Annotated in this window: 11 protein-coding genes; 6 read left to right on the top strand and 5 right to left on the bottom strand. The window is 43.4% G+C overall.

Annotated features, from left to right (window positions below; genetic code table 11):
* Nucleotides 1–99: 99 nt before the first annotated feature.
* On the top strand, nucleotides 100–861 hold the full coding sequence (locus RHM67_RS19500; RefSeq protein WP_322228982.1) for a hypothetical protein: 762 nt from the start codon (nucleotides 100–102) through the stop codon (nucleotides 859–861).
* A gap of 490 nt (nucleotides 862–1,351) precedes the next feature.
* Here the strand turns inward: RHM67_RS19500 and RHM67_RS19495 are convergent, their stop codons facing one another.
* Nucleotides 1,352–1,600: a hypothetical protein gene (locus RHM67_RS19495; RefSeq protein ID WP_322228980.1), complete on the bottom strand. Its 249-nt coding sequence runs from the start codon at nucleotides 1,598–1,600 to the stop codon at nucleotides 1,352–1,354.
* 534 nt (nucleotides 1,601–2,134) lie between these two features.
* Between RHM67_RS19495 and RHM67_RS19490 the strand changes: the two genes are divergently transcribed.
* The 5 genes from RHM67_RS19490 (at nucleotide 2,135) to RHM67_RS19470 (ending at nucleotide 8,777) form a co-directional block, all read left to right on the top strand.
* Nucleotides 2,135–3,085 carry a TIGR01212 family radical SAM protein gene (locus RHM67_RS19490; protein WP_322228979.1) on the top strand — a complete coding sequence of 317 codons (951 nt, stop codon included), beginning with the start codon at nucleotides 2,135–2,137 and terminating at the stop codon, nucleotides 3,083–3,085.
* Nucleotides 3,086–3,333: 248 nt separating this feature from the next.
* Nucleotides 3,334–4,566 (top strand): acyltransferase, encoded by a 1,233-nt coding sequence (locus RHM67_RS19485; protein ID WP_322228978.1) that lies wholly within the window; start codon nucleotides 3,334–3,336, stop codon nucleotides 4,564–4,566.
* Nucleotides 4,567–4,583: 17 nt separating this feature from the next.
* A complete protein-coding gene (locus RHM67_RS19480; RefSeq protein ID WP_322228976.1) occupies nucleotides 4,584–5,888 on the top strand; it encodes an acetylxylan esterase in 1,305 nt (434 codons plus the stop codon).
* A gap of 9 nt (nucleotides 5,889–5,897) precedes the next feature.
* Nucleotides 5,898–6,743: a hypothetical protein gene (locus RHM67_RS19475; RefSeq protein WP_322228974.1), complete on the top strand. Its 846-nt coding sequence runs from the start codon at nucleotides 5,898–5,900 to the stop codon at nucleotides 6,741–6,743.
* Nucleotides 6,744–6,755: 12 nt separating this feature from the next.
* Nucleotides 6,756–8,777 (top strand): tetratricopeptide repeat protein, encoded by a 2,022-nt coding sequence (locus tag RHM67_RS19470; RefSeq protein WP_322228972.1) that lies wholly within the window; start codon nucleotides 6,756–6,758, stop codon nucleotides 8,775–8,777.
* Nucleotides 8,778–8,899: 122 nt separating this feature from the next.
* Here the strand turns inward: RHM67_RS19470 and RHM67_RS19465 are convergent, their stop codons facing one another.
* From RHM67_RS19465 to RHM67_RS19450, 4 genes are all read right to left on the bottom strand, one after another.
* Nucleotides 8,900–9,259, bottom strand: coding sequence for an SRPBCC family protein (locus RHM67_RS19465; RefSeq protein WP_322228971.1), 360 nt, complete (start codon nucleotides 9,257–9,259; stop codon nucleotides 8,900–8,902).
* A 151-nt stretch (nucleotides 9,260–9,410) separates the two neighbouring features.
* The gene (locus RHM67_RS19460) at nucleotides 9,411–10,253 is read right to left on the bottom strand and encodes a sulfurtransferase (protein WP_322228969.1); all 843 of its coding nucleotides are present in this window, start codon (nucleotides 10,251–10,253) and stop codon (nucleotides 9,411–9,413) included.
* Between the two features lie 162 nt (nucleotides 10,254–10,415).
* Entirely contained in the window at nucleotides 10,416–10,889 is a 474-nt protein-coding gene (locus tag RHM67_RS19455) for a ribonuclease H-like YkuK family protein (protein WP_322228967.1), read from the bottom strand.
* Between the two features lie 373 nt (nucleotides 10,890–11,262).
* Complete coding sequence (locus RHM67_RS19450) at nucleotides 11,263–12,951, bottom strand: SUMF1/EgtB/PvdO family nonheme iron enzyme (protein WP_322228966.1); 1,689 nt, start codon at nucleotides 12,949–12,951, stop codon at nucleotides 11,263–11,265.
* Nucleotides 12,952–13,153: the final 202 nt, after the last annotated feature.

Raw genomic sequence — 13,153 nt, 5'->3', positions numbered from 1 at the left:
CTATAAAATAGTAGTGGAACTGTTATTTTATAAGACTGCTGAATTGAAAGTTGATGGGTATAATTCATTTTTGGATTTGATAGAAAAGAATAGCAGCACGTGGCATTTTTTGTCTTTGCCATTGATCTCCGCGAGTATATACACATTTATTTTCCTGTGTTTAGAAATGGAATTTTGGTATTTGGAGCGTTTAACGATAGATGGGGAGGAAACGTAAATCTAAAAATTTCTAAAACCAAGATGGTTTCTTCCGAAAAATATTTGGAGTACAGGACAAAATATGAAGAAACAATTGACAAAATAACTAAATACGTAAACGATAAGAAGATTTTTGATGAACAATTACTCGCATCTACTAACGAAATAGTTACGTTGCAATCTGCTCTGTTGCACAAAACAAATGAATTTGATAAAAAAGAGAATTTTAATACCGCTCAACTTGATCAATTAACTAATAAATTAAAAGACTGGCAACGTGTTAATTCTATAGAGGTATTAGATGGGGAGTGGTTTCTTAAAATATCAAAAGAAACCATAAATGCGGGTATTGCCCACAATTCAACGTCTGAATATTTTGGCACGATAAAAAACGGTCATCTAAAAATGCGAAAAGAAAACCAAAGTATGATGGAGTATTACATTGTAAATAGAGTATGTAATTATTCTAACTTGATAGTTCAATTAAGTATGCATCCGACAGGAGTTGGAGCAATAGAAAACGAATGGCGATTTACCCTTGATAAAAGCAATTTCGATATTTTAAATGGTACGGGGAGAGACAATACGTCGATAGGATTGAGAAGAAAAATATCAGTATCTGAACATAATTCCGGTACGGCAGACGGCTCAATTTTAGAATAATCTTTCCTTTCGTCTGCGTCTCTCCCTTCCCGCTTGTGGCTTTACGCAAATCATTCCCCACCCAAACCAACCCCCAAAAGTGATTTCAAAGTTTTAGAAAGAGCAAGTCCTAATATTAACTTTTTTGCCCACCAAATAGCTCATTCCCCGGCGAAAGCAGGGCGGTAAAAAGTAATTTCGGGGCGCAAAAACTCCTGTAATTTTACATACCACGTGGTGGCGCAATTTTGTCAGTACTTAAATTGTTAATGCGTTGGTTATTAACACGTTCATAGTATTCATTGGGTGTTCACTTAAAAGGCATGGCTGTAGCCCGTACAAGTGAATTGTTTTTATAAACAATTAAGAAATATCTTTATTAAATAAAGGAATATAAATTATTTTATTCTGTTTGTTGTAGTTTCAGTTGATGAAACGGGCGAGCTTAACAAAAAAGCCGCATCTATTTAAGACGCGGCTAAGTTTCCGAGAAAGTGCCGGGCAGATTTTATTAGAGTTTTGATGAAACACACTCTACAAATTCTTTCCTTGGCCTTGGGGCTTTAACAGTTTGGCAACACGAGGCGATGGCATTTCTAATAGTTTGTTCACTGGTATACGGAAAATGTTTTTTCATTTGCCTTACCAAGTAATCTACTTCCCAGCTTTCCTCGCATGAAAAGAACAAACGATCTTCCCATTTCTTCTTGCGATTGTCATACTCTGACCAATCTTCGTTTAATACTTTTTGTGCTGACATAATAATTAAGTTTTGGTTGAGTAAAGGTTAGGTTTTAAAAGTGTACTTCCTACACGTATAAATACCTGTTTTTCAATTAACTAATACCTAATAATTCCCTACGGCATGCATCCTCCTTTTGGCTTTATACATACCTTTCCTCACCTAACCAACACTTAAAAAGTCATTCAAGGGCGCAGAAATATTGTGCCCCATACTACCCCGTTTTGCCCGCCAAATAGCCCATTCCCCGGCGAAAGCAGGGCGGTAAAAAGTGATTCCGGGGCGCAAAAACACCTGTATTTTTTAAACAATTCAGGTGGCGTAATTTTGTCAGTACTTAAATTGTTAATGCGTTGGTTATTAACTCGTTCATGATATCCGCCATGTGTTCGCAAGCGTGAACGTGAACATTTGGGGTTACAGTTCGGCGCGTTTGCCATGGTTTGCCCCCCTGTCAGTGCAAGCCTTCTTCCCGCACCCGCCACCCACACCGGCACCTATTTCTAATCGGCTAAATCCCCTAAATCAAAAAAAGCTATCTTTGCGGCAATCATGATGTTAACTAACCAGGCAGGGGTACAGTGGGAGAAGGGCTATAATAACTATGGCCCGTGGCTAAAGCAAAAATACCCCGGCCACCGCGTGTTTAAAGTAATTGTTGATGGTGGCTTTACCTGCCCCAACCGCGATGGCAGCAAGGGCTTCGGCGGGTGTACATACTGCAATGTAGATTCGTTTACGCCGAGTGTTAGCCGTAACGCCCCCACCGTTAAGCAACAGGTAATGGAGGGCATGGAGCGTGCCCGCAAGGGTAACAAGGCAGATAAGTTTATTATTTATTTTCAGCCCAACACCAATACCTACGCGCCCGTGCATTACCTTAAAATGATGTATGACGAAGCCCTAAGCTACGGCACCGAAGACATTGTTGGCCTTAGCGTAGGTACCCGCCCCGATTGTATAGACGCCGAAAAGATAGCCCTGCTGGAAAGCTACTCCGACCGCTTTGACGTTGACCTGGAAATGGGCATGGAAAGCATCTACGATGAAACACTGAACCAGATAAACCGTGGGTGCAGCCACGATGAATTAATAAAAGCCCTTAAACTTACCGAAAACACCAAACTGGATGTTTGTGTGCACACCATATTTGGTTTCCCCTGGGAAACGCACGATATGATGCTTAAATACGCTGATGAGATCAATCGCCACGAACAAATAAAATTTGTAAAGTTCCACCACCTGCACATTGTGGAGGGCAGCGTAATGGGCGTTAAATATAAGCGCGAGCCATTCAAGCTATTCGGCATTGATGAGTACGCCAACTTTTTGTGCGAGCTACTGCCAAGGGTACGCCCCGATATTGTGATCCAACGCCTCTTCGGCCTTAGCGACCGCGAACTGCTGATAGCACCCAACTGGGGCCTCAAAAAATCAGAGATCCAATACTATATCGACCAAAGGATACTGAGCAGGGGCGTGGTGCAGGGAAGTGCTTTGTAAGAAGCCCCCTCTAAATCTCTCCCCGGTAGGAGGGGCTTTAAAACCAAGCGCGCTTTTTACTACCTCTCCGAAGGAGAGGGCCGGGGCGAGGCTTCATTCCCCAAAGTTTTAAATCTTTCTAAACAAAAATCCTGTAAATTTCTTAATTCAAAGGTTCTGATGCGTAGCTGATAAAGGATACTGGTACTTAGTTTGCATAATCTATGCGTACATTTATTCGTAAAACACAAACTTAAATAACTGTTTTGGTGCAAAAACCTTTACAAAACTATATTCCGGCGCTTACCGGTGTGCGCGCTTTTGCGGCGTACCTGGTGTTTATATCGCATTATGCGTACGCGTTTGATGAAATTTTTCCCCGTGCTGTGCAACGTTTTCTTAGCGAGTTCCATATCGGGGTAACCATTTTCTTTGTTTTGTCGGGCTTTTTAATCGCCTTCCGCTATTTCGATAGCTTTAAATTAACCGGCGATTGGTTTAGGCAATACCTTAAAAACAGGGTGGCGCGTATTTATCCCATGTACTTCCTGCTCACACTTGGGGCATTTGTATCCTACTACTTTACACACGACCAAAAGATAACCAACGGCTTTGCAAGCCCTATCGGGTTATTCTTTATGCATATTACTTTCGTTAGGGGCTTTTTCGACCAGCTAAAGTTTACCGGCATAGCCCAGGGCTGGAGCTTAACGGTAGAAGAATGCTTTTACTTTTCGGCGCCTTTTATCTTCTACTTCGCGCAAAAATACCGCAGGTTTTACATTCAGCCGGTAGTAATAACGCTTGCGGGCGCTACGCTGGTATTGATATTTAGCCACGTTGATTGGTATGGTTTCTTCGGCAACTTTACCTTTATGATGCTGTACACGTTTTTGGGCCGCTGCTTCGAGTTTTTCGCGGGCATCCAGCTGGCACTTATTGTACGCAAGAAAAACCTGGATGGACAGAGCAAGAGCAATTATACCTATTTAGGTTTTCTGCTCATATTTGTTTGTGTGGGTATCATGAGTGTGCTGCCGATACCCAAAGGCGAGGTTGCAGGTTTGCATCATCCATTCGGGATTATTACCAATAACTATCTGCTGGCATCATCTATAGCTTTATTTTTCTATGGATTGCTTACCGAAACTACAGTACTCAAAAAGATCTTGTCAAACCCTTTTATTGAACTGCTGGGCAAAAGTTCGTATATATTTTACCTGATACACCTTGGGTACATGTACGATTTTATGCACAACTACTTTAACAAATGGAACGACGATATTTTTGAACTATATGATAAATGGGGCAAGGACTGGATCTCGCCTTTCCAGTACGATGCCCTGAACGTTTTATATGCCTTTATCCTACTGAACGCCATATCCATATTGCTGTTTAAAACGATAGAGGAACCTTTAAATCATTATATTCGTAGGTCGAATTTTTTGATCAAAAATAAGCCCCGTAACCCCGAGAATAATTCAGAAGCTATTAAGGCATAGCCAATAAGTAATTGACAATGAAGAGATCAAATAAGATATTTTTTATACTGTGCTGCACCATAGCAGTATGGTGCCTGCAGTACATTCCCGCCCTTGCTCAGAATGACGAGGACGGCATCTCAACCGTACTTACACCGGGTAACAAGAATGCTATTTTCGACAGTAAGGCAAGCTACACTTTCGAGGTTAAAAACCCTACCGATGCCCTGCAAACAGGTACGGTAGCTTACGAGATAACCCAGCATGGTAAAAAGATCAGCGCCGGTAAGCAAAAAGCAAACATCGGCAAAAAGGGTTCAGAGAAATACAGCTTTGACCTGCCTGCCCTTAAATCGGGTTTTTACAAGGTGGCCTTTATGGTAAACGTATCTGATTATGATGATACCATTCGCCGTGTATTCGGCATACAGCCGGCGGCTATACAATCTAAGTACGCCAAACCTACCGATTTTGATGCCTTTTGGCAAAAAGCTAAAGACGAGCTGGCTAAGGTAGCGCCGCAATTTAAGGTTACCCCAATGCCCAAAATGAATACCGATAACCGTAAGGTTTTCGCCATTGAGATGAGATCGTTGGATAACTACCTTATTAAGGGCTGGATGACGGTGCCTATCAATAAAAACAAAGACCGTAAGTTTTCCGTATTACTTGGTTTGCCGGGTTACCAGGTTAACTTGGCGCCTATTATCGGTTTGGATGAGGACCTGGCTATCATCACCCTAAACGTAAGGGGGCAGGGTAACAGTCGCGGCCCGATTGATACCCGAAGGAATGAGTTCATTTTTTATAGGATAGAAGATAAGGATAACTACGTGATGCGTGGGGTTATAATGGATTGTATCCGTGTGGTAGATTTTGTGTACGCGCAGCCAAACTTAAAGCACGATAATATTTTAGTATCTGGCGGTAGTATGGGCGGGTACTTAGCATTGGCAACAGCAAGCCTGGATAAAAGGGTTAACCTGTGCTCGGCACAAAACCCTATTCTTTGCGATGTAAATAATTTAGATGGCGAGGTTACCTGGCCAATAAATGATATCAAGAAATACATTAAAACACAACCGGGGCTTAGCTTTGATAAGGTACTAAGCAACCTGAATTATTACGACGGAAAGAATTTTGCTGCAGGTGTAAATACTAACATGATAATGGGTATAGGGTTATTAGACCCTTACGCGCCACCTGCAAACGAATATGCTACTTTTAACACGATACCGGGTAAAAAGCGCTTAATGGTATTTAAGGACCTTGGGCACGAGATCTCCCAATCGTACAAAGATTTTGAGCGCAGATGGATGCGTGATGCATTCGCACTATTTTAACAGTTGACCATGAAGATATCTAATACCTACTTAAAATACATACTAATGGCTATAGGCTGCGTACTGCTGGTACCAACCAGCAGCCATGCAGGGGGTTTCCCCGTAAGGCCAAAAAGGCTGTTGCTTTCACCATCGTTCAGTTATTTTTATGCTGATAGGGGGTGGGATTCGCTGCGTCGTAAAAGTCTGTTTGCCAATGGCGGGCAGTTCGAGTCGTTAGGTGTATCATTATATGTAGAGTATGGTTTAAGCCGCAGGTTTACCCTGGTTGCCTTGCTGCCGTATGTGAAAAATACTTACGAGGATAATACAGCCAAAACCGTAAGCAGTGGTTTAACCGACCTGGAGATTGGTGTGCGCTATTATCTGGCTAATATCAATTACATATACTACTTTACTGTACAAGGCACATTTATTACCCCTTTATATAACGATTTGGCATTGGGTTACAAACAACAGGGTGCTGAGGTGAAATTTTCATTTGCCGGTAGCGGTAAGGTGCTTGGCAAAAACTATTATATCACAGCAGAGAACGGTTTTCGCCAATACTTTGGCCCCGATGGCCCTTTTCAGGACAGGTATAACGGTACATTTGGTTTAACGTTAGATAGGAAGTTTCGCCATCAGGTATCAGTATCATTGAGCGGATTTTATTCTACCAGTAGCTTTAAAGCATTCTCGCCAATACAGGCCATTAACAAAAACTTCGCGTTTAACCAGGTTTCGTTAACCTATGGGTACACGTTTAGCAGGCGGTTCTCCACTTTTTTGTCGGCAGGGCATTTCATCAACGGCCGCAATACCGGCGATGGTGCAACGGCAAACGTATCCCTTTTATTTAAGCCTTTTAGATAGTACATAACACTCATGGCCAAATTACTCATCATATTTTTACTGTTACCTTTTTGCTGCTTCGCGCAAAGTGCCGAAACCTATATTGGTGTGGGTAATACCGAAGCCAATATCAAAAATTATAGAGGTGCTATTGAAGATTTTACCAAGGCTATACAGTTAGAGCCAAATAACGCCCACGCTTATTTTTATCGTGGTAACGCCTATAATAACTTAAAAGAGCAGGCTAATGCCTTCGCAGATTACAGCAAGGCCATTCATTTTGATCCTAAAAGCACCTATGCATACTTTTACAGGGGTAATATTAATAACGAAACCGGCAAGTTTGCTGACGCGATTATCGATTTTACCCGGGCGATAGAATTAGCCCCACGTGCCGATATGTACCACTATCGTGCGAACGCTAAAGCCAGCCTTGGCGACCATGCCGGTACGGTGGAAGATTTCACCAAAGCTATTGCTTTAAACCCCAAGGATGCATCCCTTTACGAATACCGGGGTGTTGCCAAAAGTAATTTGAAGGATAACGACGGTGCTGTTGAAGATTACAACAAAGCGATAGCGCTCGACCCTAAAAACTCCGACCTGATCTATTATCGTGGTAACGCGAAAGGTAACCTTGGGGACTATAAAGGTGCCATTGCCGATTACAACGCAGCCCTTGCGCTTAACCCTAAAAATACTGAAGCGGTGTTTTATCGCGGTAACGCATACGGTAACCTAAAGAATTATAACGCAGCCATTGCCGATTATAAAACTACCATAAGGCTTAACCCTAAAATGCCAAACCTGTACAAGTACCTGGCGAATGCATTAGGCAACGTGGGTGATAAAAAAACGGCACTTGACTACTTCGCCCAGGCCATTAAACAAGACCCAAATAACGCTGAGCTTTACCTGTACGATGGCTTAGTAAAATACAACCTGAATGATAATGAAGGCGCACTGGCCGATTTTGATAAATCGATAGAATTGAAACCAAGCTCTGATGCCTATCAAAACCGCGCAGATTTGAAACTCAGCTCGCGTAATTTTGATGATGCTAAAGATGATGCAGACGAAGCCATTAAGTTAGATAGCAAAAACGCCTATGCCTATGTGAGCCGTGCACGTGCTAATTTGGAATTAAAAGATACTACCGCTGCACTTGCCGATTTGAATCAAAGCATTAAAATAAACCCGGCTAATGATTCCTCTTACGTGCTATTAGGTAACATAGAGGCTAGTAAACACAGATACGATAGCGCACTTGGCTATTACGACAAAGCCCTTAGCTACAGCCCTGGCGACTCTGAAACGCTCCTAAAACGCGCGGAAACGCGCCTGAAAGTAAATGACCGTGTAGGTGCGCTGGCAGATTACAAACGCATAGCCACCATCAATAAAAATGATGATAACCAGCGCGACAGGTTTGTAAAATCTATCATCAGGGCTAAGTTTTATACGGAGGCTTTGCCGATATTTAACACGCTGATAACAGCCAATGGTAAAAACGCTAATTTTTACGTAGGCCGTGGTGTAGCAAAACAACACACCGAAAACTTCCAGGGTGCTTTAGCAGATTATGGTACTGCCATACAACTTGATACTACATCGTCATTAGCCTACTTTAACCGTGGCAGCGCAAGGTTCGATCAAAAGGATTATACCGGTGCTTTGGCTGATATTGCCAAAGGTATTAAGATAAACGACGGGCAGGAAGATGCCTACTTTATCCGCGGGCAAATTCGCTTTGCTATGAAGAACTACCAGGGTGCTGTTGATGATTTTAACAGCGTAACGTTCATCAATTTAGATAACACAGTCGCTTATGCATGGAGAGGATTGGCACGTGCGTATGTGGGCGATAAAGAGCGCAGTAACCTCGATTTTAACTACGCTGTAAAGATAGAACCTAAGAGCCCCGAGATCTACTACTTACGAGGACAGGCACGCGTTAACAACAAAGATGTGACTAATGCCTGCACAGATTTTAAGCAGGCAATTGCCTTAGGCTCAAAAGACGCGGAAGCTGCGGCTAAGTTGTATTGTAAGTAATTCTATTTAATATGTTCATTGCGAGCGATAGCGCGGCGATCTCAGCATAGCCGTTGTGCTGCTGAAATTGCCACGTCACTTCGTTTCTCGTACTGACATGGTTTTAAAAAGGAGGGTTAAAACTACATTTTCCCAAACAGATCCTCAACCGCTTTTATACGGTACTCGAATACTTGCTTCACTTTTTTACCCACGAATACATTGTTGGCAATAGTACCAAGCACGCTATAAGGGATGGCGTAATGCAAAATATCCGTCATCTCTACACCGCCCGGTATCTCTTTAAAATGATGCTGGTGGTGCCAAAGGGCGTAGGGGCCAAAACGCTGTTCATCAACAAAATACTTGCCGTCTACAACTTGGGTAATCTCGGTCATCCAATTCATTTTGATGCCGAGCAGGGGCGAGATCTTGTAGGTAATGATCATACCGGCGTACATTTTGGTTTGCGCGGTATAATCCGACGTTACCACAAAACGCATATCAGCAGGCGTTATTTTAGCCAGGTTTAGTGGCGACGAAAAAAATCCCAGGCCTCATTAAGGCTTATCGGGATGTTCTGTTTAAATTTTAGGGCGTATGTTTTCACAAAGATATAACAGGCTTAAGGGCCAGCTGTTTTAAATGTGTGAATTAAAGTCCGTTAGCTTCCGTTGCAATAGGCAGATTGTTACGGCTCCATTCACTCCAAGATCCTACATAAAGTTTTGGCCCTTTGATACCCGCATGCTCCATGCCAAGCAAAGTGTGGCAGGCTGTTACACCCGACCCGCAATGCACTATCACGTCTTCGGGTTTAATATCGCCAATAGCGTCTTTATAAAGGGTTGCCAACGCCTGCGAGGTAAGGTATTTCCCTTCGGGCGACAGGCTGTTGCTGTAGAACAAATTTACCGCGCCGGGTATGTGACCCGCAACAAGGTCTAAAGGTTCGGTATGGCCAAGGTAACGGGCTCCTTCGCGCACATCTATCACTACGCGGTCATCTGCTTTTGCAGCTTTTTTAACTTCTTCAATATCTACAGTATGGCTGTACTGCTCAGGGATGGGATAGGGGCTTGTAGCGGTAGGTTGGTAAGCATCGGTACTTAGTTCAAGCCCTTCGTCGGTAGCGGCCTTTAAGCCGCCGTTTAGCACCTGTACGTTGGTATGCCCTATCGAGCGCAGCATCCACCAAAGGCGTGCACCACCCATCGCGGCATTTCTATCATCATAAACTACCACATGGCTTTCCGGCGTTATGCCCCAGCGGCCAAGTGTAGCCGCAAAATCTTTTAAAGCGGGTAGGGGGTGGCGGCCGCCCTTCGCTGCGTCTTCCGGATGTTGGGCAAGGTCATCATCCAGCGTAGCTAAAATAGCATTGGGCAGGTGGCCTGCAAGGTATCGCTCACACGCGTTTGCACCCGCACGTACATCAATTAATATGGTTGCCGGGTCAAATACCCGTGGGTCGGTAATTTCAATTAGTGGGGACATGGTTGTTGGTGATTAGTTATTAGTGAGTGGAGAGTAGTTGGGATTTATCGCCGAACCAATCTCACATACAATGCAGGCAAGTTAGAAAAAGCCCATCACAAATAAAAACAGCGATTATCTATTCACCAATCACCAATCTCAAATCAACTAATTACTAAACAACTATTGCACCATTTTATTAGCACAGCATGAACTTGCAAAAGCTTCGGGCTTGGCTTTAAACACAAAGCCCATGCTCATGATGTAACCCATAGCCTCGTGCAGGGCCGCGTTGCTTTTAAACATGGGGTTGGTGTTAATGTCGGCGTGTACTTCAAGTTCTACCTCGTAAAGGTCAAGCAGGTCGCAAAGTTTGTAGGCAATGTCAATAGATTTCTGAACTTCGTGCAGCATCCGCTCTTTAATGGTCATTTTTTGGGAGGTGCGCTCCTGGTGGATGAACATGAACGCGCCGCGCTGCTCGCGGATAAACACAATTACGGTGGCGAAATCGGTGACCGTTCCCTTCACCTGCGAATCTGTACCGATACAAACTTTTAATTTATTACCCAAGGCAGTTTCCCGTTCAATGGCAGCTTCAACCTCTTCAAGTATGGGGGTTTGGATAACCTCACCGCTAAATTTTCTCCAGGTCATAAAAATTGTTTTAAGTGAATTTTTCGCTGACCCGTTTTATAGGTCTATAAAAATAAGCGATTAACTATTTTATAAACGTTAATGTACGGTAATTTATTTGTTAACATTTAATTGAATATTAACAGGTTATGTAATTTATTCCCCACGCGTCATTGCATAGCGTGGCAACCTTCGATAGACCAGTAGGCGACAAGCTTATCGAAGATTATTAATGGGTATAATTTTTATGGAATTAATGAGCTCCCTACGGTCGGTTGTCCACGTCCTATTGCTTCTTGCAATAACGCGATAAGGTAAGGCGAGTATGAATCGGCCATAAAAAAAGCCGCTTCCTTTTCAGGAGCGGCTTTAATAATATATTTGTGATCGGTTTTTACTTGGCTTTGTAATTTTTAGCCTTTTTAACCGGCAGGTGTGGTTTACCCTGTGTGTTTATCTCCGGTGCACCAACCATGGTCATCGCGCAGCGGAAACCAATTTCGGCACTGGCGCTTTCCTGGTCGGCAAAGCGGCGTGTTGCCGGGTTTAACCAGTAGGCCATATCGTTCCACGAACCACCTTTGTATACTTTAGAGTGATTGTTAACCAATGTGGTATTACCGTATAAAGCAGTACTCACGGTATCATTAAAGTCGCGGTAATCCGGCGTATAGGCTTTACCTGCTAAGGGGTCTTTTACGGCTGCAGTTGTTGCGCCCGGCGCAGCGCTATTTGCCGTAGGATTAGCATTTTTAGCAACCTGTGCTTGTTGCTGTGCTATCATATCGGCGTACTTCAATTTTTTGTTAGAAGTTGCGGCGTCTTTAATAGGGCGGCCGTATTTGTCTTTAGCGTATAAGCCTTTGGTTGGGTTGGCAAGGCGTTTGTTACTAAACTCGTTACCACGGAAGGGGTTCAGGTCGTCAACCTCTTCGAACGAGGTTTGGCGATAGGTATCGGCAACCCATTCGTTTACGTTACCTGCCATATTATACAAACCAAAATCGTTTGGTGCATAAGTACGAACAGGGGCGGTAATAATAGCTTTATCATTTAGGCCACCACCAACACCGGCGTTATCGCCCAAGCCACGTTTAAAGTTGGCTAAAATTAAACCACGTGTTTTGCGGTTTGGCGAACGTACCCCAAGGCCATCCCATGGGTAAACGCGGCCATCGTTAATGTTTTCAAACTGTGTGTTGCCGGCAAGTGCCAAAGCAGCGTATTCCCACTCAGCTTCTGATGGCAAGCGGTAACCTTGTTTCAGGATACCATCCTCTAAACGTACGGGCCTGCGGGCAGCGTTTTTGCCGGTACCAGCCTGTGCGTTAGGGTTAAGATCACGAATCATTTTTTTACCGTCAACACCCTGGCCTTTATACTGTCCGTTCAAATAAATATCAGTATTAAAAGGTTGGTTTGAAGCGGTAGCTGCACCGCCAGCTGCTGCTGCGCCAGCTGCTGCTGCGCCACCATTGGCACCACGGCCGCCTGCACCACCTTTAGCCTGGTCTTTCCAGGTTACCAGGTTACCACGCTCACGTAAAATGTTTTCATTGGTACGGTCGGTACGCCATACACAGTATTCTTGTGCCTGTTCCCAGGTAACACCTACCACCGGGTAATCCTGGAATGCAGGGTGGCGCAGGTAGTTATCTACATAAGGCTCGTTGTATGATAATGGTTTACGCCATACCAGTGTATCCGGCAGGGCATTGTAATAAAGCTCATTATCGTTAGGGAATGTAATGTTTATCCAGTGCAGGTAATCCAGCCAGTCCTGGTTAGAAACCTCAGTCTCATCCATGTAAAATGAAGGCACAGTTACCCTGCGGCGCACATTATTGTACTCGTAGGTAACGTCTTGGTCGGCACTACCGCCTAAAACAAAGGTACCACCCTCTATAGGTACAAGGCCTGGCCCCGGGGTAGGGTGGCTTTGCTGATACCTTAAGTACCCGCCGTTTTTAGGATCGTTATAGCTTAGGCCCGTCTTTTGCGATTGCTGTTTTTTATTACTACAGCTGCTAAGCGTAACAACTATCCCCAACATCACTAAAGCAGTATTAGTAAGTACTTTCATGTTTTGCAAAATATATTTGGAGGTAAATTTAAAAAAAATCAATTATAAAATTGTGTTATTTATATGTGTTTACAACAAGTATAAACCTACAGGCTTATTTAAACGTATAAATTATCAACGGAGTTACAATAATTTACGCTACTTACGGTTTAATTGCGATCGCCCGAATATTTAACATGGATAATAACCGTGGTAATTTTTA

Source organism: Mucilaginibacter sp. 5C4, from assembly GCF_034345625.1.
Classification (GTDB): Bacteria; Bacteroidota; Bacteroidia; order Sphingobacteriales; family Sphingobacteriaceae; genus Mucilaginibacter; species Mucilaginibacter aurantiaciroseus.
Note: the sequence above shows the minus strand (reverse complement) of the source record. Positions and strands in the feature narration are given on the sequence as shown.